A 22,323-nucleotide genomic window follows, 5' to 3' on the forward strand; every position below is an offset into this window, starting at 1 on the left:
TCTCCAAGCTTTTTAAAGACTATTGAATTCATAGCTGATGACGCTTTCCCAATAAGCGCCCTGACCCTTTTTCTTTAATTTCTGGCAGCAAGTGCGGCTTGACTGGCCAGAAAGGCATCGTGCACTTCACGGCCCAGTTCAATGACCGAAAGCGCATAAAAAGCCGACCAGTTGTAGCGCGTGATGGCGTAGAAGTTCTCGGTGCCGGCGATGTACTCGGTGGGGCCGGAGCTGCCGTTTTTCAGTTCGATCAAGGCTAGCGGACGCTCGTAATGATCGCCGCCCAGCACGCGTACATTGTGCTCGGCCATTTGCGCTGCGGTGAATGTGGGGTTGATATCGGGGGCCAGCAATGTGGCCAGATTTTCGCCTTGGGCACGCATCTCTACCGTGAAGGCCGTGGGCAGGCCCGGTTTCCAGCCGTGGCCGATGAAGTAGTTGGCTACCGAGCCTATGGCGTCGGCGGCGCTGTTGAACAGGTCGATGCGGCCGTCGCCATCAAAGTCGATGGCGAACTTGTCCCAGCTGGTGGGCATGAACTGGCCCAGGCCCATGGCCCCGGCATAGCTGCCGCGCAGTGCAAATGGGTCGGCGCCTGTGCGGTGGGCGGTGACCAAGACCTGCTCCAGTTCGCCGCGGAAGTAATCGGTGCGGGCTTGCGCGCGGGGGTGGGATTGGGGAAAGTCCAGCGCCAGCGTGGCCAGTGCATCCATCACGCGGAAGTTGCCCATGTTGCGACCGTAGATAGTTTCCACGCCGATGATGCCGACGATGATCTCGGCGGGCACGCCGAACTGCTGCTCGGCACGCTCCAATGCACGGCGGTTGGCTTGCCAGAACTGCACACCCGCGCGGATGCGCACCGGGTCGATAAAGCGGCTGCGGTACACCGTCCAGTTCTTCACAAAGGTCTTGCCGGCGGGCGTCATCAAGCGGGTGACCACGGGCAGGTTCTTGGCTTCACCTAGCTGCGCACGCACCCAGTCAGCGGGCAGGTCACGGCGCGCGGCAATATCGTCGGCCAGCAGCATGGCATCGCCCCGGCTGGCGTAGGCCACGGCAGCGGCAGCGGCAGTGCTGGCGGCTACAGCCGGTGCTGCCTTGCGGACTGTCTTTTTGGCAGGCGCGGCGATGGCGGTGGCTGTGAGCAGGCACAGAGCCAGGGTGCTCAGTGTTTTTGCCTTGAAGTGCTTGCTGTATTTAGAGTGAATGCTCATGTTTTTGATTTTTCTGAGACGAGGCAAGAGGCCAGCGCTGCTTTTTGAGAGCAAGCCAGCGCTGGCGCATTTTTTTCAATTCCAGGCTTTCTTGGCTGTTCGATGGGGCGTAGCGTAGCCGCTCCATGTCCAGCAGCCAGTCGGATAAGGCCGAGGCCTGTGGGGTGCAATCTTGGCTCCAGCGCTTTTGCACGCTATGAGCGAGGCTGCGTGGGGACTGGCTGGCGCTGCTTTCAATGCCTGTGCGCTGCAAATATTGTCGGGCACTGTGCATGAGCTGATTCCAGCCATCGCGCTGCGGGCGTGTGACACGGGCCCAGACCAGCCAGAGCAGGGCCAGTGCACTCAGACTGACGCCCAGCAGGCGCAGCAAATCGGTCCAGCTGGGTGATTCAAAGCCCAGGCTTTGCAGCAGATTGAGCTGGCGGCTTTGTGTGTAGTTGATGACCCACTGGTTCCAGCGGTTGTTGACGGCCTCCCATACGGCCCGCAGTTGTTGCAGCGTGCTGGGGCTCATGAAATTGCCAACAGCGCTGGCAAAGGCACCGGCGGGGGCGCTCAGGCGCTGGAACTGACCGACCCGGCCGGGAGAGACCGCTCCTGTGGGGTCAATGCGGACCCAGCCCTGATCGGCGATCCAGATTTCTGTCCAGGCATGGGCGTCGCTGTTGCGCACGGTCCAGTAGTTGTCCACGCTATTGCGGTCGCCGCCCTGGTAGCCGGTAACAATGCGGGCGGGCACGCCCATGCCGCGCATGAGAACGGCGAAAGCCGAGGCGATGTGCTCGCAAAAACCTTGTTTGCTGTCAAACCAGAAGTCGTCTGCGGTGTGAGTGCTGTTCACCACGCCAGGCTCCAGCGTGTAGGTGTAGCCGCCGCTTTTCAGGCGCAGCAAGGCGGCGGCGATCAGGTCGTGCGTGTTGATGTCGGTATGGGGCGGGCTGCGCAATTCGGCCAGCAATTGCTCACCCAGCGCTTGTGTGCGCGGGTTGCTGCCTGTTGGTAGTTGCAGATAGCGTTTGAGGTCGGGCGTGGCCTGCAAAGGGCCGTGGCTGAACTCTGTATGGCTTTGCGCATCGACGCGCAAAACATCGGTGATGGGGCGCCAGCTCAGCCACTGCAGGCTGGACGTCATGCGCAGGCGGCCTACCGACGCGCCGGGAGGAATTTGCGGCTCTGTCTTGACGGCATCGAGCAGCGTCAGCCAGCGGCGCTTGCTGGGCTCGATCAGCATCTGGTAGCGAATGGGCTCACCGCTCACGCGCAACTGCGGCAGGGTCAGAGCATCCAGCGTAGGGTCGGCCTGCCAGTTGCGCCCGTCGAAATGGCTGAGCACCGGGCCGCGAAAATACAGCTGGCTGGCGGGTGGCTCTTTGCCGCCGGGCGTATCAAAGCGGATGCGCAGGGCGACGCTATCGTCCATGGCCAGTGAGGCGACTTCGCCCACGCGCATGTTTTCGGACAGGCCTGATCGCCCCGCCATATCGTCGGCAGGCACGCCCCACAGCGGAGCCATGCGAGGGAAAAAGAGAAACAAGGCCACCATGACAGGCACACCCCAGAGTGCCAGCTTGGCCGCAGTGCGCAGCGCTTGCCTCAAAGGTGGCTTGCCAGCCGTCATGTGTGCATTAACCAAAGCCGTGAGCAGGCCCATCAGCCCCAGCACCATGGCTGCTGCCGTGGGCAGCGATTGTGAATAGAAGAAGTTGCTGAGCAGTACGAAAAAGCCCAGAAAAAACACCACCATGGCATCGCGCCGGGCGCGTAGCTCCAGTGTCTTGAGGGCCAGCAGCATGACCACCAAGGTCACGCCCGCGTCGCGGCCCACAATGGTTTTGTGACTGGCCCAGGTCGCGCCAATCGCAACAGCCAGCGCACCGGCCAGAACCCAGCGGCTGGGCAATGCCGCGCCGGACAGTGCAAGACGTCCGCGCCAGAGTAAAAGAATGGCGACAAAGGTACTGCACCACCAGGGGGTGTGTTGCACCTGCGGCAGCATGATCCAGGCAATGACGGCCAGTAGGAACAAGGTGTCCCGCGCATCGCGGGGCAGGGCGTCCAGTGACTTGAACCCGCTGGGGGCAGGCGTAGATGTGGTGGTGCTGCTCATGATGCGGCCAAGGCCTCCAGACAGCGTGTGACATGCGGTGCACCGTTGGCCGGGGCAATTTCCTGGCCGTTTGGCAGGCGCAGGCCCCAGGTGCGGCCCTGTTGCTGCGCCATCAGTACCCAGGCGGTGAGGCGGGAAAGACGGGCCTCATGATCTGCCAGGCCGGTATGGCGCGCATCAAGCCAGAGGCGGTGGTGAAAAGCCGTGGGGCGGTCACGGCTGACGAGCTGGTGGCTGCCTGCTGCAAAGGCTTGGGCTGCTTTTTTCCAGATCACAAGCTTGAGCGGGTCGCCTGTTTGATAGGCGCGTACGCCATCAAACTCTTCGCCACTGCGCACTTGAGCGCTGCTATGGCCACCCGCTTCGGGGCTGGCGGCAGGTAGCGGGGGCGCATGGGGCTCGGGGGCAGGATAGACCCAGACTTTGGTTGCCGGGCGCCACAAGGCCCAGACGCGAAAAGCACCCAGCGGATAGCGCGTGAGGATGGAGATCACGGGCAGCTCTTGCTGGCCGCGTTGTGTGGGCACAAAGCTCAGCTCCACAGTGGTGCTGCCTTGCTCGGATACATCGACCCAGGTCCAGACATCTGCGTGCTTGGCATTGTTCCGGGGCTGCTGCAATGTCAGGCCTATGCCCCAGCGGCGTGAGCGGCGGGCATTGTGCAGGCTGATATGCAGAGGGCAGGGGGCATGGGCAAAGCAGCCGCTGGAGCTTGCATGCTGTGCACCCGCTTTGACAAGACCGATCTGCAGGCCGCGCAGATTGCCATGGCCCACGATCATGCTGGCCGCAGCACTGCCAGCCAGTAAAAAAGTGAGCAGATAGCCGAGGTTGAGCTGGTAATTGATAGCCGCAATCAGCAGCACGAGCAATGTAGCTAGCATGGCCCAGCCAGCACGCGAGGGCAGTATGTAGACATTGCCCTGGGTCAGCGTGAGCTGATCGCGGCGCGGCAGGCGCGAGAGCATCCAGTCGCGGACTTTGGAGCGTAGTGGCAGTGTTGGCAAAATTTTGAATGATTTCGGCTTGTAGCCCTTTATTGGTAAGGGCTGTGTGCTATTGGTTTTGTATGCTTACTAGTCCTGGGCTCAAGGCAAAGGGATGGCCTGCATCATGGCGCGCACCTGCTCTACGGCACCGCGCCCGGCTTGGCCCACAGGTACAAGCCGGTGAGCCATCACTTGCGGCAATATGGCCTGCACGTCATCGGGGGCCACATAGTCACGCCCTTCCATCAGCGCAATCGTCTTGGCGGCACGCAGCAGCGCGATGCCGGCGCGGGGAGACAGGCCTTGCACAAACCACTGGCCGTTGCGTGTAGCGGCAATCAGGTCCTGCACGTAGTTGAGCAGGGCATCGCTGGCGTGCACCGCCAAAGCCGCATCCTGCAGCTGCTGTAATTCTTGCTGTGAGATGACGGGCAGCAGCGCATCGGCCGCTGCGCGGCGGCCATTGCCTGCGAGCAGCTTGCGCTCTGCTTCGCGCGAGGGGTAGCCCAGGCTGATGCGCATCAAAAAGCGGTCCAGCTGGCTCTCGGGCAGCGCAAAGGTGCCCAGTTGCTCCAGCGGGTTCTGTGTGGCAATCACAAAGAAGGGGGCAGGCAGGCTGTGGGTCTTTCCCTCGGTGGTGACCTGTCGCTCCTCCATGGCTTCGAGCAGCGCACTCTGGGTCTTGGGGCTGGCGCGGTTGATCTCGTCCGCCAGCAGAACCTGGGCAAATACCGGCCCGGGGTGGAATACAAAAGCCTCTTGGCCGCGGTCGTAGATGGACACGCCGGTGAGGTCGCTGGGCATGAGGTCGGCGGTGAACTGCACGCGTGAGAACTGCAGACCAAAACTGCGGGCCAGCGCATGGGCCAGCGTGGTCTTGCCCACACCAGGCACGTCCTCAATCAGCAAGTGACCGCCCGCAATCAAGCAGGCCACTCCGTCTCTGACCTGATCCGGCTTGCCCTCCATCACCGTGTTAAGCTGATTCAAAAGCGCATTAATTGTGTTCTGTGCATGCATGGCAGAAACATATCCTAAATAAGCGATAGCGGAGACATGGCTGTGGGCAAGACAGGTTATTTCACCCACCGGGATTGCTGGTTGCATGAGATGGGGCCGGGCCATCCAGAGTGCCCGGCGCGGCTCGATGCGATTGAGGACCGGCTACTGATAACTGGGGTGGGCGATGCATTGGAGCGCTGCGAGGTTCCTGAGGCTTCACTGGATGAGGTCGAACTCGCCCATGACCCTATGTATGTGGCGGCGCTGCGAGGGTTGACCGACCGACTGGAGCAGGAACAGGTTGCAGGCGGCCCCGAGTACCGGCAGATGGATACGGACACCTCCATCAATCGCCATACCTTGAAAGCGGCTCTGCGCTCTGCCGGGGCCGCGATGGCGGCAACCGATGCCGTTCTGGCCGGAGAGCTGGAGAACGCCTTTTGCGCCGTTCGCCCGCCGGGCCACCATGCCACACGCAACCAGGCCATGGGCTTTTGCTTTTTCAACAACGTGGCCATTGCCGCCAAGTATGCGCTGGAGCGCCATCAGCTCAAGCGCGTGGCAGTGATCGACTTTGATGTGCATCACGGCAATGGCACGGAAGATATCTTGGCGGGAGATGAGCGTGTGCTGATGTGCGGCATCTTTCAGCATCCTTTCTACCCGTTCAGCGGTGACAAGGAACCAGCCCCCAATATGCTCAACGTGCCCGTGGCGGCCTACACCAAGGGCATGGATATCCGCGAGATTGTCGAGATGATGTGGGTTCCTCGGCTTGAGTCTTTCAAGCCCGAGATGATCTTCATCAGTGCCGGCTTTGATGCACACCGCGAAGACGATATGGGCCAGCTGGGAATGACGGAAAACGACTTTGCCTGGATCACGACACGCATCAAGGATATTGCGCGGCGTTTTTCCCAAGGGCGCATTGTCTCCTGTCTTGAAGGCGGCTATGTGATGGAGCCGCTGGCGCGCAGCGTGGAGGCGCATCTGCGTGTGTTGGCCGATATCTAGTCTGAAAGCAGGGTGACAGTGATGAGCGAACCGTTAGTGCAAAGCAATCTGGACGAGCGTGGCGTGGTGCGTATTACGCTGACGGACCCGCAGCGCTTCAATGCCTTGAGCGCTGAAATGCTTGCAGCCTTGCAAGCGGCGCTGGATACGGTGGCGAAAGATGAGCAGGCCCGTGTCGTGGTGCTGGCTGCCGAGGGCAAGGCCTTTTGTGCGGGCCACAATCTCAAGGACATGGCAGCCCATACAGAGCTGGCCTATTACCAGCAGTTGTTTGCTCAGTGCAGCCGCATGATGCTATCGCTTCAGAAGCTGCCTGTGCCAGTCATTGCAAGGGTTCAGGGCATTGCGACGGCTGCGGGCTGTCAACTGGTGGCGCAGTGTGATCTGGCCGTAGCCAGCAGCGAGGCGCGCTTTGCCACCAGCGGCATTCAATATGGTTTGTTCTGCTCCACGCCCAGCGTTCCGTTGGTGCGCAACATGCCCATAAAGCAATCCATGGAGATGTTGCTGACAGGAGAGTTCATCGACGCGCAGACGGCGCTGCACTATGGCTTGCTCAATCGTGTGGCTGAGCCTGAGCAGCTGGATGCGGCCGTGGAGGAGTTGGTGGCAGCCATTGTGAGCAAGCCCCGTGTGGCCATCAAGATGGGTAAGGAACTGGTTTATCGCCAGCGAGAAATGGGCCTGGAATCGGCTTATCAGCTGGCGGGCCAGACCATGGCCACCAATATGCTGGATGCCGATGCACAAGAAGGCGCTCAGGCTTTTGCGCAAAAACGCAAGCCGCAATGGCGCTGAAAATTCGCGCAAAGCGTGCGGGGCATCTGATGAAGGCAAAGGTCAGCCCGTCCATTTGAACGACGTGACGCCTGGCAGGCGGTGATACCGTGTGGGCTGACTGCCAGTTCGAGATAGATGTTTCTGCAAGTCTGACCTAGGTTTTACCCTGGGTTGAGCCGTGGAGAAGTCATCCCTTGATAGCAGTTATGCATAGAATTGAACGATCGTTCTTTTTTATGCCATGTCGCCTGACAAGGCTGAGCCACACATCTCCGGCAAGATTGTCTGGAATATTGTGCGGAGAGTGTTGCAGTGCCGCATAAAATGAATTCAGTTTACGTAAACGTCAATGCAGTAATCATTAAGGAGCCGCAGCAATGAAGGTATTGGTCCCTGTCAAGCGCGTGGTGGACTACAACGTGAAAGTCCGCGTCAAGTCGGACGGCACGGGTGTAGACATCGCCAACGTCAAGATGAGCATGAACCCCTTTGACGAAATCGCCGTCGAAGAAGCCGTGCGCCTCAAAGAAAAAGGCGTGGTGACGGAAGTCATCGCCGTCTCCTGCGGAGTCGCTCAGTGCCAGGAAACCCTGCGCACCGCCATGGCCATCGGTGCTGATCGTGGCATCCTGGTCGAAACAGACGTCGAACTGCAGCCTCTGGCTGTGGCCAAGCTGCTCAAGGCTTTGGTGGACAAGGAACAACCCGGTCTCGTGATCTGCGGCAAGCAGGCTATTGATGACGATGCCAACCAGACCGGCCAGATGCTGGCGGCTCTGGCCGACCTGCCCCAGGCCACTTTCGCGTCCAAGGTGGAAGTGGCCGGCGATAAGGTCAATGTGACGCGTGAAGTGGACGGCGGCCTGGAGACCGTGGCCCTGAATACACCTGCAGTCATTACCACCGACCTGCGCCTGAACGAGCCCCGCTACGTCACCTTGCCCAACATCATGAAGGCCAAGAAGAAGCAGCTGGACACCTTCAAGCCCGAAGATCTGGGTGTGGACGTCACGCCTCGCCTCAAGACCGTGAAGGTCTCCGAGCCCGCCAAGCGCGGTGCCGGCGTCAAGGTGGCCGATGTGGCCGCTCTGGTCGACAAGCTCAAGAACGAAGCGAAGGTTATCTAATCCCCTGAGTCGCCTGCGGCGCCATCCCCCAAGGGGGACGACGGCCTTGGCTGCGGGGCGGCCCTTGCTGGCCGTCCTTGTTGAGGCAGCGCTGTAGCGCAGGGCTGATAACTCTCTCGAACTACGCAAGAACGTAAAGAATTTTGGAGTTGAAATGACTTCTCTCGTAATCGCAGAACACGACAACGCTTCGATCAAGACGGCGACCCTGAACACCGTGACGGCTGCCGCTGCCTGCGGTGGTGATGTGCACGTGCTGGTGGCCGGTGAAGGCGCTGGCGCTGCTGCCGCTGCTGCAGCCCAGATCGCGGGTGTCTCCAAGGTCATCCACGCTGACGGCGCAAGCCTGAAGGACGGCCTGGCCGAAAACGTGGCCGCGCAAGTGTTGGCCATCGCTGGCAACTACAGCCATATCCTGTTTCCCTCGACCGCCTTCGGCAAGAACGTGGCTCCTCGCGTGGCCGCCAAGCTGGACGTGGCGCAGATCAGCGACATCACCAAGGTGGACTCCGCTGACACCTTCGAGCGCCCCATCTATGCCGGCAACGCCATTGCCACCGTGCAGTCTGCCGATGCCGTCAAGGTCATCACCGTGCGTACGACTGGTTTCGATGCCGCAGCAGCCACCGGTGGCTCCGCTGCTGTCGAAACCGTTGCTGCGGTGGCTGACTGCGGCAAGAGCACTTTTGTGGGCCGCGAAGTGACCAAGAGCGAGCGTCCCGAGCTCACCGCCGCCAAGATCATCGTCTCCGGTGGTCGCGCACTGGGTTCGGCCGAGAAGTTCACCGAAGTGATGAGCCCTCTGGCCGACAAGCTGGGCGCTGCCATCGGTGCCTCGCGCGCTGCGGTGGACGCGGGCTACGCGCCCAATGACCTGCAAGTGGGTCAGACCGGCAAGATTGTGGCGCCTCAGCTGTACATCGCAGCCGGTATCTCGGGCGCTATCCAGCACCTGGCCGGCATGAAGGACTCCAAGGTGATCGTGGCGATCAACAAGGATCCTGAAGCACCGATCTTCTCGGTGGCCGATTACGGCCTGGAAGCAGACCTGTTCACGGCAGTGCCTGAGCTGGTCAACGCGCTGTAAACATTGGCGTAAATCAAAAGAGGGGCTACTAGCCCCTCTTTTTCCATGGGCGCTAGGCTCGCTCTGGCTAGGGCATCAACAATAATTCCGCAACGACATGAGCACTTGTAGCGCTCAGGGTATTGATGGAGAGGGAGACTCGGGATGAATCGCAAGCATTGGGTGTTGGCGCGTGCCGGTTTGGCCGCACTGTGTGCCGGGGCTGCTTTGGTGGCTCAGGCCTGGACTGTTGGGCAGGTTGCTCCCATGTCGGGGGCGGAGGCCAGTCAGGGGCGTGCTTATGCGCAAGGCATGCGTCTGTATTTTGATCAGGTCAACAAGGCCGGTGGCGTGCAAGGGCAGCCTGTGGAGCTGGTGGTGCTGGATGACGTCGGCCACCCGGACGAGACCGTTGCCAAGACCCGAAAGCTGTTGACGGAGTCCAAACCTGTCGTGCTGGCGGGCTATTTCGGTAACCGCAATCTCTCGGCCTTGCTCGAAAGCAAGACACTGGACGGCACGCAAATTCCACTGGTGGGCTATCAGAGTACGGATACCCGTGTACTGGCGTCGCCTCTGATGTTTTCCACGCGTGCAGGCTTGGCCGAGCAGGTGGCAAAAATTTCCACCCATCTGGCAACGGTGGGCATTACGCGTCTGGCACTGGTGTTTGAAGAACGCCCCGACGCGCAGGAGCTGAGCACGCTGGTGACTCAGGCCATTCAGCCCAGTGGAGCCAAGCTGATGGCGACGGCGATGATGAAGGGCAAGAGCGGATCGGACCAGGCGGTGCTGGATTTACAGGCCTCAAAGGCTTCGCCCCAGGCCATTTTGTTGGTGGCCTCCAGTCCTGCGACGGCTGCGTTTGTCGAGGCTTATCGCATGGATGGGGGGAATGCGCAGGTCTATGCCACGGCAGAAGCCGACATCGAGCAACTGGCCAAGCGCCTGCCGGTGGAGTACATGAGTGGCCTGTCCATCGCCCAGGTCGTTCCCAGTCCTTACAAAGTCTCAGGCAAGCTCAACAAGGAGTTTCGTGATGCGACGCTTGCCGCAGGAAAGACGCTGCAAGTGCCTGTGAGCTTTGCCATGATGGAAGGCTATGTGAATGCCAAAGTCATTGTAGAGGCCATGCGCCGCAGCCAGCCGGTGACGCCGGAAAAGGTGAGCGGGGCCTTGCGTGGGCTGGAGTCTTATGACCTTGGGGGATATTGGGTGAACTTCAAGCCCGGGCAGGTGGGGTCCAAATATGTGGACTTGTCCATCGTCAACGCTGCAGGGCGTGTGACACAGTAAGCAGCCAAGGCCTGACGCACTTTGTGTTCAGGCCTTTTTTGTATCCGGAGACTATGCGCCGCATGAGGGCGATGCCGGACTTCAAAACTGTTGCCCATGGGACATGGAATTTATAGGCGAAACGGTAAAACTGGAGGCTTTTGTGCTTGGCTGCAAGTTTTGGATGCTTCTGAAATAAGAGCTGCTTGCGCAATTGCAGTAAGGGCTGGGGCCATTTTTTATAGATAAAACGAAGAAGGAGACCTGAAATGTCAAAACTGCCTAAAGCCCTTCAAGGCCTGGCTTTGCCCGTCATCGGCTCACCGCTGTTCATCATCAGCAATCCCAAGCTGGTCATAGAGCAGTGCAAGGCGGGCATTGTGGGATCCATGCCGTCATTGAACGCCCGGCCGGCAGAGCAGCTGGAGGACTGGCTGGCCGAGATCACCGAGACTTTGGCCGCCTGGGACAAAGCCCATCCTGATCAGCCTTCGGCTCCGTTTGCCATCAACCAGATCGTTCACAAGAGCAATGACCGGCTGGAGCACGATATGCAGGTCTGCGCCAAGTACAAAGTGCCCATCGTTATCACTTCGCTGGGGGCGCGCGAGGACGTGAACCAGGCCGTTCGCAGCTGGGGCGGGGTGGTGCTGCACGACATCATCAACAACAAGTTTGCGCGCAAAGCGATTGAAAAAGGGGCTGATGGTCTGATTGCCGTCGCAGCTGGAGCGGGAGGCCATGCGGGTGTAAAGAGCCCGTTTGCACTGGTGCAGGAAATTCGCCAGTGGTTTGATGGCCCACTGGCTCTGTCTGGTGCGATTGCCACAGGTGGCTCGATTCTGGCAGCCCAAGCCATGGGGGCGGATTTCGCCTATATCGGCTCGGCCTTTATTGCCACGGACGAAGCACGCGCCGTGGACGCTTACAAGCAGGCCATTGTCGATGGTGACTCCGACGATGTGATCTACAGCAATCTGTTTACCGGCGTGCATGGCAACTACTTGGCACCGTCGATTCGTGCCGCAGGGCTGGACCCCGATAACTTGCCGGAATCCGATCCCAGCAAGATGAATTTTGGCGGTGGTGCGCAAAAAGCTTGGAAGGATATATGGGGCTGCGGCCAGGGCATTGGTGCGGTGGACAAGGTGCAATCCACGGCGGAGCTGGTGGCTCGACTCAAACATGAATATGCACAGGCGAGGTCTAGGCTGATGGTGGTCTAAGGTCGACCTAACGCCGGCCTGAACTGTGCAACGGCGCCTTGGGGCGCCGTTTTTGATGGAGCAAAGAGCGACTTTCTGCAGGCTTGACGTTGCTCAATAGCGACGAGGCCTGGTATTAACCCTTGATTTCCTGACAGAGATTTGATGCGGGTCAATGTGAGCCAAGTCCTGCGATTGGCTTTTACCTCTCGAGTCATGATGATGATCAAAAGACAGGTACTATTCTGTTAATTTCAGTAATTACTGAAAATTGGTAAATGAAAAAAGCATCTTCCATCGTGAACGCCACTCAAGCTACTGCTGGTAACTCAGCCGTGGCTGATGCTGTTCGCCGTCCGGGCGCGGGAGCCGTGTGGCAGTTGTTGGCTGGCCTGATCTGGCTGCCACAGGCGGCCTTGCTGGCCTGGGCTGTACAGCGCATGGCGGAGGGGCAAGGAGTTGCCGCAATCTGGCCCATGGCGGCAGCTGTGTTGGTCCTGGGCTTGCTCAAGGCCTGGGTGGATGGTCATGGGGGCTTGTTGGCCAATCGCGCGGCGCGTGCGCAGCTGAGCCAATTAAGAGCGCAGGTGCTCAAGGCCTTGGCACAGGCTTCGCCACTGGATAAGCGGCGTGCACCATCAGGGCAGGCTGCCAGTGCGGTGGCAGAGCAGGCTGAGGCCATTGTTCCCTGGCTTTCTCGCTATCAGAGCGCTATGTGGCGTGTGCGTCTGATTCCATTGGTCATTGTGCTTGCAGTGTTTTTGCAGTCTTGGGTGGCAGCTCTTATTTTGATAGTGGCAGCGCCTCTGATTCCTTTGTTCATGGCCATTGTGGGCTGGCGTGCCAAGTCGGCCAGCGAAGAGCAGATGCTGCAACTGGGGCAAATGAATGCCTTTTTGCTGGACCGCCTGCGTGGCCTTAGCACCTTGCGTGCTTTGCATGCAGTCGAGCTGACGGGCCAGCGCCTGCGCGATCATGCCGAAGGGCTGCGCACCCGCACCATGCGCGTGCTGCGGATTGCCTTTTTATCGTCTGCGGTGTTGGAGCTTTTCTCTGCACTGGGCGTGGCCATGGTGGCCGTCTACATCGGTTTTCATCTGCTGGGCACGCTGAACTTTGGCGCCTGGGGTGACAAGCTCAGCCTGGGGCAGGCCATGTTTGTGTTGCTGTTGGCGCCCGCTTTCTTTGAGCCGCTGCGCGATCTGTCTGCTGTCTGGCATGACAAGGCCTCTGGTGAGGCCGCTTTGCAGACTTTGCAAGATATGCAGCAGCAGTCCGTGGCTCTTGTTGGTGCGCAGACAGGAGAAGAGGTGCTGACTGCACAAGCGGGACAGCCAGTGTCGGTTGCCATCTTTGATCTGGAGGTTCAGGCTCCCGGCGCGGAAGCGCGCCTGGTTCCTGTGAGTCTGCATGTGCAGGCCGGAGAGCATGTCGCTCTGTGGAGTCCCAGCGGCAGCGGCAAGTCCTTGCTGTTGGCTCAGATCGCAGGGCTGCTGCCCGTGCAGCAAGGGCGTATAGAAATTGACCAGCAATTGCTGGATGAGCACAATGCCGCTCAGCTGCGCCAGCGCATGGGATGGCTGGGCCAGCAGCCCCACGTTTTTGCCGGTTCTGTTGCCCGCAACATCGCTTTGGGACGTAAGTCAGTGGGTGCCGAGAAATTGGCGCAGGTCACACAGCAAGCAGCGCTTGAAGATGTCTTGGCGCAGCGCCCGGGCATGAGCCTGGGTGAAGGCGGAGTGGGCTTGTCGGGCGGTGAAGTGGTGCGACTGGCACTGGCGCGCATGGCTGCACAAGCCGATGCCGGCCTGCTGCTGGTGGATGAGCCTACTGCGCATCTGGACCCCGGTACCGCAGCGCAGATTGCACAGTCTTTGAGGCAATTGGCCAAGGGGCGCACCATGCTGGTGGCCACCCATGATGCGCAGCTGGCACAGGCCATGGATCGCGTGATCGAGTTGCCTTTGCAGGACTTGGATGAGCAGCCTGAGCAAGGAGCACAGGCATGAAAAAACAAGAAAGCTCCGTGCGCACCATGCTGAAGTTACTTGCTCAGATGGCACCCCGCAAGCTCTGGCTGGGCGGGGCGGCACTGGCGGCCTTGACCGTGCTGATGGGTATGGCTTTGCTGGGATTGTCTGGCTGGTTTATCACCGCCACAGCACTGGCTGGGCTGCTGCCCGCGACGGCGCTGGTGTTTGATGTCTTTATGCCCTCTGCGGGCATTCGTTTGCTGGCCGTCGGACGTACCGGTGCACGTTATGCAGAGCGACTGGTGACCCACGATGCCACGCTGGCGGTTCTGGCCGCCTTGCGCCAGAAGCTGTTTCTGAGCTGGGCCAGACCAGAGGCTGCCCGCGCTTTACTGCAGCGCCCGGCACGTCTTTTGCAGCGTCTGACTTCCGATGTGGATGCGCTGGACAATCTTTATCTGCGCCTGCTGGTCCCCGCTGTATCTGCGCTGGGCGCGGCTTTGCTGCTGGCTGTGGCTTATGGCTTCATGCGTTGGTGGCTGGGTGCGCTGGCCTTGCTGTGGCTGATTTTGACCGGATGGGGAATTGCGCTGTGGCATGGCCTGCGCAGCCGTAAGGCGGCGATACGCCGTGCAATGGCGCTGGAGTCCATGCGCTCACAGACGGTGGACTTGGTCGCTGGGCAGGTGGATTTGCTGATGGCCGGGCGTTTGCAGGCCCAGGTTGAGCAGGTTCTGCACAGCGATGCGCGTGGTGCGCAGGCTGATGAGCAGCTTTACGGCTCAGAATCGGCTGCAACCAAGGCATACGGCGCGGTGTCTGCTATTACTTTGAGTGCGTCTGTGGTGCTGATGGCTTGGCTGGTGGAGCGAGGTCATATCAATGCCCCAGTCGCTGCGCTAGGGATTTTGCTGGCTTTGTCGGCGATGGAGCCTTTTGCGGCCTTGCGCCGTGGGGCGGAGCAGGCCGGGCGCACCTGGCTGGCGGCGCGCCGCTTGGCACCCGCGCTGGCCTCTCAAGAGTCATTGGAGCAAAGTCTGGCGCAGCCGCAGAAGCCTGAGCTGGCTGTCAGCCTGAATGGGGTACGACTGCGCCAACAAGGGCCGTTCACGCTGGATGTGCGCAAAGGTGAGCGCGTGGCACTGATTGGCAGCAGCGGCGCAGGCAAGAGCACGCTGCTGCATTTGATTGCGGGTGAGTTGCAGGCGGAGGCTGGCCTTGTGCATGCATGCCGCAGCAGCTGGATGACGCAAAGAACAGAGTTGTTTCAGGACAGTTTGCGCGATAACCTGAGGCTGGCCGATGCACAGGCAGGTGACGAGAGGCTGTGGCAGGTGCTGGATGCGGCTGGTCTGAGTGCCGATGTCATGGCCTTGCCACAGGAGCTGGACACCATGCTGGGAGAGGGCGGGCTGGGCCTGTCGGGCGGGCAGTCACGCCGTCTGGCACTGGCCCGGCTGCTGCTGAGTCCGGATGCCTGCTGGCTGCTGGATGAAGTCAGTGAGGGGCTGGATGCGACCACGGCGGCAGATGTGTTGCAGCGCTTGCAGCAAGTGGCGCAAGTGGGCGGCAAGACCGTGATTTTTGCCACGCACTGGCAGCGAGAAGCGCGTATGGCCGATCGCATCGTGCAGTTACAGGCAGGGCAGGTGATAGCGCAGGCGATACGTGATACGCCCGAGTTCGAGCAGTTGATTTCCAGGCTGCGGCCCGATGGGCAAGGTGCCCAGGTGTCGTCAGCCAACCGTTTTTTCGATTGATTTTTTGAAGTACCGAGAAAGGACCAGACCATGGACCTCGATATCGTCGATTTATCGCGACTGCAGTTTGCGATAACGGCGCTCTACCACTTTCTGTTCGTGCCCCTGACGCTGGGCCTGTCCATACTCGTCGCCATCATGGAGACGGTGTATGTGATGACAGGTCGGACGATCTGGCGCGACATGACCAAGTTCTGGGGCGTTTTGTTTGGCATCAACTTTGCCATGGGCGTTGCCACTGGCGTGGTGATGGAGTTCCAGTTCGGCATGAACTGGAGCTACTACAGCCACTATGTGGGTGACATCTTTGGAGCACCTCTGGCGATTGAAGGTCTGATGGCCTTCTTCCTGGAGGCCACCTTTGTCGGTCTGTTCTTCTTTGGCTGGGACCGCATGAGCAAGGTCAGCCACCTGATTGCGACCTGGCTGGTGGCCATTGGCTCCAACTTCTCGGCACTGTGGATTCTGATTGCCAACGGCTGGATGCAAAACCCCGTCGGCGCCGCTTTCAATCCCCAGACCATGCGCATGGAGGTCTCTGACTTCTTTGCCGTGCTTACCAACCCCGTTGCGCAAGCCAAGTTTGTGCACACTGTGTCGGCAGGTTATGTGACTGCAGCCATCTTTGTGCTGGGTGTCTCTGCCTGGTATCTGCTCAAGGGCCGTCATATCCATTTGGCAAAGCGCTCCATGACCGTGGCTGCCTCGTTTGGTCTCGCGGCTTCTCTGTCGGTGGTGGTGCTGGGTGATGAATCTGGCTATCTGTCGTCAGAGCATCAGAAGATGAAGCTGGCCTCCATCGAAGCCATGTGGGAGACCGAGCCCGCACCGGCCTCTTTCACGGCCTTTGGTTTCCCTGATCGTGAAGCGCGAGAAACCCACTTCGCCGTGCATATCCCATGGGTCATGGGTCTGATCGGTACCCGTTCGCTGACCACGGAGATTCCCGGCATCAATGATCTGGTCAAGAGTGCTGAAGGCAATATCCGTAACGGTATTGACGCCTATGACGCCTTGCAGACCATTCGCCAGGCCAAGACGGATGCAGAGATCCCTGCAGAAGCTCGCCTGCGCTTTGAAAACAATGGCGTGCATCTGGGCTATGCCCTGCTGCTGATGCGCTACGTGGATGATCCCCGCAAGGCGACCGAAGAGCAAATCAAGCTGGCTGCCATGGACACGGTTCCCCCTGTCGGCCCGCTGTTTTGGAGCTTCCGCATCATGGTCGCTTTAGGCATGTTCTTCATCGCTCTGACTGCCACTTTCTTCTGGCTGTCTGCCCGTCACAAACTCGACGCCTACCCTTGGTTGCTCAAGGTGGCCGTGCTCTCCATTCCTCTGCCCTGGATTGCTGCCGAGTGCGGCTGGATTGTGGCCGAGCTGGGTCGCCAGCCATGGATCATCGAAGGTGTCTTGCCCACGGTGATGGCGGTATCCAACCTGGGAGCCACTACGCTGCTGCTGACGATTGCAGGCTTCATCCTGATCTACACCGTGCTGTTCATCATCGAGATGAAGCTGATGGTTCGCGCCATCAAGAAGGGGCCGGAGCATGTGAGCGAACCGCATCTGAGCATGTATGAACCCATGATCAAGAAGCTGGCGCGCGGCCAAAGCTGAGAGGAGCAAAGCAATGATCTTGCATGAACTGATTTCGTATGACGTGCTGCGTGTCATCTGGTGGCTGCTGCTGGGCATCTTGCTCACTGGCTTTGCCGTGATGGATGGCTTTGACCTGGGCGCCGCCGCCTTGCTGCGTGCCACGGCCAAGACAGACGTGGAACGACGCACCGTCATCAACTCCATTGGCCCGGTCTGGGAAGGCAACCAGGTGTGGCTGATTCTGGGGGGCGGAGCCATCTTCGCCGCCTGGCCTCAGCTCTACGCCGTGTCCTTCTCCGGCTTTTATCTGGCCATGTTTGCCATCCTGGTGGCCCTCATCCTGCGCCCAGTGGCTTTCAAGTTCCGCAGCAAGCGTGAGGAGCCGGGCTGGCGCAATGCCTGGGACTGGGTGCTGTGCATTTCCGGCATCGTACCTGCGCTGATCTTTGGCGTGGCCATGGGCAATGTGCTGCTGGGTGTTCCTTTCCGTCTCGGCGATGACCTGCGTATTTACTACGAAGGCACCTTCTTTGGCCTGCTGACGCCATTTGCTCTGCTGTGCGGACTGGTTTCTGTCGCCATGCTCGTCATGCATGGCGCAGCCTGGCTGGTCTTCAAGACGGAAGCCGATGTGCAGGCGCGCTCCGCCCGCTATGGCTCTCTGGCTGCTGTGGCAACAACGATCTTGTTTGCTCTGGCTGGTGTGTGGCTTGCCACGGGAATCAATGGCTATGAGATCACCAGCGCCGTGAGCACCACCGGTCCGTCCAACCCCTTGTTCAAGACAGCTGCTGTGGCTCCCGGTGCCTGGATGGCAAACTTCAAGGCTCAACCCCTGCTGTGGCTGCTGCCTGGTCTGGGCCTGTTGCTGCCTCTGGTCACTGCCGCTGGCCTGCGTGGCCGCAAGGAATGGCTGGCGCTGCTGAGCAGTGGCTTGTCCATTGCCTGCATCATCTTGACCGTGGGCGCTGCCATGTTCCCCATGATCCTGCCTTCGTCGCTGGACCCTCGTTTCAGTCTGACGGTCTGGGACTCCTCGTCCAGCCATGTGACGCTGTTCATCATGCTGGTCTGCGCGCTGATCTTCATGCCCATCATCCTGGCCTATACGACCTGGGTGTATCGCATTCTGCGCGGCAAGGTGAACGTGACCGCGATTGCGACGGGTCAGGGTCACTCGTACTAATCAAGAAAGAAAGGACTGTATATGTGGTACTTCGCCTGGTTGCTGGGCCTGCCTCTGGCAGCTGCTTTCGCCGTTCTCAATGCCATGTGGTTTGAGCTGACGGAAGATGAGGTGACGCGACGTCGCCTGCTCGAAAAAGCCAACACACTGCCAGACGCCTGAGCAGACTGAGAAATGAAAAAGCCCGACGGATCTGCATCCGCCGGGCTTTTTTAATGGGAGATAGGGCCAAAGACAAAGATGCCTTGATGAGGCTATGGCGCTTCTTTGCTGCCCTTGCCGGTAATCTTGTCTTTGAGGTCCAGCAACCGGGTGACGGCCGACCCCATGCCCATGAGCTGCATGGCAGTTTCGGGCGACAGGCGCTGCACGTCATCAAACCAGCTCATGAGTTTGTCGATGAGTTCGTGCATATCACGCATACGTTGCTGAGCGTAGCGCTCTTCGTCGCTGCTGGCCTCTTCCATCATGGCCGCGCGCAGCATGGACTGGGTGGGTTCGATTTCGCGGCGGCGGCGCTCTTCGGCCAGACGCTTGAAAATTTCCCAGACATCTTCAGGAGCCTGGAAGTATTCGCGTCGGTCGCCGGGCTGGTGACGCAGCTGAACCAGCCGCCATGCTTGCAGCTCTTTGAGGCCCATGCTCACGTTGGAGCGTGAAAACTCCAGCGTATCGGCAATCTGATCGGCATTCAGAGGCGCTGGAGAAATAAACAGCAGGGCATAGATTTGACCCACGGTGCGATTAATGCCCCAGCGGCTGCCCATTTCGCCGAAATGCGAAACAAATTGTCGGCTCAGCTCCGACAGTGGTTTGGCTTGCGTCATGGTCGCCATTGTGCCTTTGCAGGGAAATTGCAGTGAGGCTAGGGAATCAAGCCGCAGTGCTGCAGCCTTGTTTTTCAAGCGCTCTGGCTGTGCAACGGTATGAAGCTGTTTCGTAAAACTTGCAACGCTGTCAGCAAATTGTCGGGAATCGGCGCAAAATCGCCACCCTGTTTTACGTCACCTTTTTTACTTTGCCTGTCGCCGGGCAAAACTCACTTTGTTGCTGTGCAGCCCGTAGCTGTCAGTGGCCGTGATGCTATGGCCTCCCATTTGTCCTCTACCCACACTTTTCATGCACGCAGCGCTTTGATCGATTGCAGCAAAGGGCTGGCCTGTGCCGCCATTGTTTGGCATCACCTGGCTTTTTACGGGCCCATGTCGGACGTGGCACATCCTGCCATGCCTGATTTGCTGGACTGGCTGTATGAGTACGCCCGCATGGCAGTGCAGATCTTTCTGGTGATCGGTGGCTTTCTGGCTGCAGCCAGCCTGGCACCGCAGGGGCTGGCGCGCTTTGACTCGCCATGGGCCAAGATTGGCAAGCGCTTTGTGCGCCTGGTTGTGCCCTATGCCGTGGCGCTGATGGTGACGATTGTGGTTTCGGCAGCCATTCGCCCCTGGTTTGATCACGAATCGGTCTCTGCCGACCCGGATCTATGGCAACTGCTGGCGCATGCCTTGCTGCTTCAAGGCATTGCGGGTGAGGAGTCTTTGTCGGCAGGTGTCTGGTACGTGTCGATTGACTTTCAGCTCTTTGCTGGCACTGTGCTCTTGCTTGCCGGAGTGCGCTGGGTCAAGCAACTGGCGTTGTCTCGTTGGGGGGCCCAAGCTGTGGAGCACTGGTGGCCATGGGCTGTAACAGGCATGCAGGCGCTGGTTGTGCTGTGTGCCGGCCTATCGTTGCTGAACTTCAATCTGGATGCAGATCTGGATGTCTGGGCCATTTATTTCATGGGGGCCTATGGCCTTGGCATGATGGCTTATTGGGCCGTGGCTGCAGACAAACGCTTGACGGCCTGGAGTTGGGCCTTGCTGATTGCGGCGCTGGTGATAGGTGCCTTGGTCTATGAATGGCGCGACCGCATTTTCCTGGCAGGAGTGACGGCCGTCCTGCTGGTGATGGCTATGCGCACCCAAGCCATTGCCAGCTGGCGAGGCTTTGCACCTTTGCGTCGCCTGGGTGAAATTTCTTATTCAGTGTTTCTCATCCACTTCTCTATCTGCCTGCTGGTCAATGCGGTAGTTAATCATTTCTGGCATGACTCGGTTGCCGCCGCCGTAGTGGGGATTCCTTTTGCCTTTGTTCTTTCTTTGGTCGCCGGTTATGCGCTGTATGAACTGGTGGAGCGCCATGTCTCTTCATGGGGTCAGGCGCTGCGCTGGCAAGCTGGGTTGATAGGGGCAGGGTTGCTGACCACGTTGCTGGCGGGCCTGCGCTGATAGGCGAAGTGGACAATAAAAAAGCAGCTCTTAGGGAGCTGCTTTTTGGTGGAAGCTGTGCTGGCTTAGCGATGCAGCTCACCCGAGCTTTCGGGCTGGAAGTCGATGGCGTCAACGCGCACGGTTACCTGGCCCGTGGGGCTGGGCATTTTGAACTCATCGCCGACGGTCAGGCCCAGCAGGGCAATGCCCACGGGGGCAAAGATGGAGACCTTGTCGGTGCTGCCGTCCATGTCCTTGGGATAGACCAGGGTCAGTGTGTTGGACTTGTTGATCTCCAGCATGGTGAAGCGCACCGTGGAATTCATGGTCACCACATTGGCAGGCATTTCAGCGGGGTCGAGCACATCCGCGCGATCCAGCTCTGCTTCCAGTGCTTCGCGGCCAGGAAACTGTGCATTGTTCTTTTCCAGCAGCGATTCAATGCGGTCCAAGTCCAAGGAGGACAAAGTGATATTGGGCTTGCGCTCCATGATGTAGCTCCCTTGCGAGATGGTGTAATTGGCGCTTTGACGTGGCGCAAACGGACAAAGCCCGGGCAAGGGTGTTGTCCGGGCCGATGTGTTCGAAGATAGCACCAAGTTGGTGCGATGCCCTCAATTTTCGGTGGAGCGGCGTGAACAGCCAAGCCATCTCGCACTCCCTCAGTGCGGATTGCTATCGAGTTTGCCTTTGTGGATGGGGCGTGTTAGCTGTGCGGTAGCAAAGGTGGGGATGCTGGAAAGATTCAAAGCCAATCAATGCATGAACTAAGATGGATATTCATTAGAAATTCATGAATATTTCTCTTCAATGATTGAGCGCATTCATTTGTCCATCGTCCGGGAGGTTGAAAAGCAAGGCACTTTGACGGCTGCTGCCGATGTTCTTTGCCTTACGCAATCAGCTCTGAGTCACAGTATGCGCAAGCTGGAAGCCCAGCTGGGCACCGATATCTGGCTGCGCGAGGGGCGCAGCTTGCGCTTGACCCAGGCCGGGCAGTATTTGCTGGCGGTGGCCAACCGTGTGCTGCCTCAGCTTGATCTGGCTGAAGCCCGCTTGCAGCAGTTTGCCCAAGGGGAGCGCGGTACCTTGCGCATAGGCATGGAGTGCCATCCCTGCTATCAGTGGCTGCTGAAAATCGTCTCTCCTTATCTGGCAGCCTGGCCCGATGTGGATGTAGACGTGAAACAGAAGTTTCAGTTCGGTGGCATTGGGGCGCTGTTCGGCTACGAGATTGACATGCTGGTCACGCCGGACCCCTTGTTCAAGCCCGGCCTGTACTTTGAGCCGGTGTTTGACTATGAGCAGGTTTTGGTGGTTGCTGCCGATCATGCGCTGGCGCAGGCTGAATATGCCAGGCCAGCAGACTTGGCGCATGAGGTGCTCATTACCTATCCCGTAGCGGTGGACAGGCTGGATGTCTACACCCAGTTTTTGCTGCCCAAAGGGGTGGCACCGCGCCGCCACAAAACCATTGAGACCACAGACATCATGATGCAGATGGTGGCCAGCGGCCGCGGCGTTGCGGCCTTGCCGCGCTGGCTGGCACTTGAATATGCCGAGCGAATGGCCGTTGTTCCCGTCAAGCTGGGAGCCAAGGGAATTGCCAAGCAAATCTATCTGGGCGCGCGTGAGGCAGAGTTGCACACCGACTACCTGCAAGCCTTTATCGCGCTGGCGCGTTCGCCGCAACCGATGCCCTCTGTCCAGAGTGTTTTGTAGAGGCTGATAAATAGATAGCTGACTTCCATTGCTCTGTAAGGGCTGG

The 22,323-nt window shown here is 59.4% G+C and carries 19 protein-coding genes; 13 read left to right on the top strand and 6 right to left on the bottom strand.

Going from position 1 to position 22,323, the window contains the following annotated elements; genetic code table 11:
- Window positions 1–74: 74 nt before the first annotated feature.
- The 4 genes from mltB to AC2I9W_RS11290 all read right to left on the bottom strand — a co-directional run bounded on the left by mltB (window position 75) and on the right by AC2I9W_RS11290 (window position 5,336).
- Window positions 75–1,217, bottom strand: coding sequence for a lytic murein transglycosylase B (gene mltB, locus AC2I9W_RS11275; protein WP_486410049.1), 1,143 nt, complete (start codon window positions 1,215–1,217; stop codon window positions 75–77).
- Window positions 1,201–3,327 (bottom strand): transglutaminase TgpA family protein, encoded by a 2,127-nt coding sequence (locus tag AC2I9W_RS11280; RefSeq protein WP_486410050.1) that lies wholly within the window; start codon window positions 3,325–3,327, stop codon window positions 1,201–1,203. Before AC2I9W_RS11280 ends, mltB begins: the two co-directional genes overlap by 17 nt.
- Window positions 3,324–4,295 carry a DUF58 domain-containing protein gene (locus AC2I9W_RS11285; protein WP_486410122.1) on the bottom strand — a complete coding sequence of 324 codons (972 nt, stop codon included), beginning with the start codon at window positions 4,293–4,295 and terminating at the stop codon, window positions 3,324–3,326. Before AC2I9W_RS11285 ends, AC2I9W_RS11280 begins: the two co-directional genes overlap by 4 nt.
- A gap of 120 nt (window positions 4,296–4,415) precedes the next feature.
- A complete protein-coding gene (locus tag AC2I9W_RS11290; protein WP_486410051.1) occupies window positions 4,416–5,336 on the bottom strand; it encodes an AAA family ATPase in 921 nt (306 codons plus the stop codon).
- 36 nt (window positions 5,337–5,372) lie between these two features.
- On the opposite strand from AC2I9W_RS11290, the gene AC2I9W_RS11295 reads away from it, so the two are divergent.
- The 11 genes from AC2I9W_RS11295 to cydX all read left to right on the top strand — a co-directional run bounded on the left by AC2I9W_RS11295 (window position 5,373) and on the right by cydX (window position 18,468).
- The gene (locus AC2I9W_RS11295) at window positions 5,373–6,332 is read left to right on the top strand and encodes a histone deacetylase family protein (RefSeq protein ID WP_486410052.1); all 960 of its coding nucleotides are present in this window, start codon (window positions 5,373–5,375) and stop codon (window positions 6,330–6,332) included.
- A 21-nt stretch (window positions 6,333–6,353) separates the two neighbouring features.
- Window positions 6,354–7,130 (top strand): enoyl-CoA hydratase, encoded by a 777-nt coding sequence (locus AC2I9W_RS11300; RefSeq protein WP_486410053.1) that lies wholly within the window; start codon window positions 6,354–6,356, stop codon window positions 7,128–7,130.
- A 359-nt stretch (window positions 7,131–7,489) separates the two neighbouring features.
- Window positions 7,490–8,239 carry an electron transfer flavoprotein subunit beta/FixA family protein gene (locus AC2I9W_RS11305; RefSeq protein ID WP_486410054.1) on the top strand — a complete coding sequence of 250 codons (750 nt, stop codon included), beginning with the start codon at window positions 7,490–7,492 and terminating at the stop codon, window positions 8,237–8,239.
- A 154-nt stretch (window positions 8,240–8,393) separates the two neighbouring features.
- Entirely contained in the window at window positions 8,394–9,326 is a 933-nt protein-coding gene (locus tag AC2I9W_RS11310) for an electron transfer flavoprotein subunit alpha/FixB family protein (protein ID WP_486410055.1), read from the top strand.
- A 144-nt stretch (window positions 9,327–9,470) separates the two neighbouring features.
- Complete coding sequence (locus AC2I9W_RS11315; protein WP_486410056.1) at window positions 9,471–10,601, top strand: ABC transporter substrate-binding protein; 1,131 nt, start codon at window positions 9,471–9,473, stop codon at window positions 10,599–10,601.
- 248 nt (window positions 10,602–10,849) lie between these two features.
- Complete coding sequence (locus AC2I9W_RS11320; RefSeq protein ID WP_486410057.1) at window positions 10,850–11,806, top strand: NAD(P)H-dependent flavin oxidoreductase; 957 nt, start codon at window positions 10,850–10,852, stop codon at window positions 11,804–11,806.
- 257 nt (window positions 11,807–12,063) lie between these two features.
- A complete protein-coding gene (gene cydD / locus AC2I9W_RS11325; RefSeq protein WP_486410058.1) occupies window positions 12,064–13,794 on the top strand; it encodes a thiol reductant ABC exporter subunit CydD in 1,731 nt (576 codons plus the stop codon).
- Window positions 13,791–15,518, top strand: a complete 1,728-nt coding sequence (locus AC2I9W_RS11330; RefSeq protein WP_486410059.1) for an amino acid ABC transporter ATP-binding/permease protein — start codon at window positions 13,791–13,793, stop codon at window positions 15,516–15,518. Before cydD ends, AC2I9W_RS11330 begins: the two co-directional genes overlap by 4 nt.
- A 30-nt stretch (window positions 15,519–15,548) precedes the next feature.
- Window positions 15,549–17,138 carry a cytochrome ubiquinol oxidase subunit I gene (locus tag AC2I9W_RS11335; RefSeq protein ID WP_486410060.1) on the top strand — a complete coding sequence of 530 codons (1,590 nt, stop codon included), beginning with the start codon at window positions 15,549–15,551 and terminating at the stop codon, window positions 17,136–17,138.
- 13 nt (window positions 17,139–17,151) lie between these two features.
- Window positions 17,152–18,306, top strand: coding sequence for a cytochrome d ubiquinol oxidase subunit II (cydB, locus tag AC2I9W_RS11340; protein WP_486410061.1), 1,155 nt, complete (start codon window positions 17,152–17,154; stop codon window positions 18,304–18,306).
- A gap of 21 nt (window positions 18,307–18,327) precedes the next feature.
- Entirely contained in the window at window positions 18,328–18,468 is a 141-nt protein-coding gene (gene cydX, locus AC2I9W_RS11345) for a cytochrome bd-I oxidase subunit CydX (protein WP_486410062.1), read from the top strand.
- 92 nt (window positions 18,469–18,560) lie between these two features.
- Here cydX and AC2I9W_RS11350 read toward each other — a convergent pair whose 3' ends face one another.
- Window positions 18,561–19,142 (bottom strand): GbsR/MarR family transcriptional regulator, encoded by a 582-nt coding sequence (locus AC2I9W_RS11350; protein ID WP_486410063.1) that lies wholly within the window; start codon window positions 19,140–19,142, stop codon window positions 18,561–18,563.
- Window positions 19,143–19,391: 249 nt separating this feature from the next.
- On the opposite strand from AC2I9W_RS11350, the gene AC2I9W_RS11355 reads away from it, so the two are divergent.
- On the top strand, window positions 19,392–20,573 hold the full coding sequence (locus tag AC2I9W_RS11355) for an acyltransferase family protein (protein ID WP_486410064.1): 1,182 nt from the start codon (window positions 19,392–19,394) through the stop codon (window positions 20,571–20,573).
- 65 nt (window positions 20,574–20,638) lie between these two features.
- Here the strand turns inward: AC2I9W_RS11355 and rnk are convergent, their stop codons facing one another.
- Window positions 20,639–21,046 (bottom strand): nucleoside diphosphate kinase regulator, encoded by a 408-nt coding sequence (gene rnk, locus AC2I9W_RS11360; RefSeq protein ID WP_486410065.1) that lies wholly within the window; start codon window positions 21,044–21,046, stop codon window positions 20,639–20,641.
- A 319-nt stretch (window positions 21,047–21,365) separates the two neighbouring features.
- Here rnk and AC2I9W_RS11365 point away from each other — a divergent pair, with 319 nt between their 5' ends.
- Window positions 21,366–22,277, top strand: coding sequence for a LysR family transcriptional regulator (locus AC2I9W_RS11365; RefSeq protein ID WP_486410066.1), 912 nt, complete (start codon window positions 21,366–21,368; stop codon window positions 22,275–22,277).
- Window positions 22,278–22,323 lie beyond the last annotated feature (46 nt).

Source organism: Comamonas sp. FUJ_7 (genome assembly GCF_057369555.1).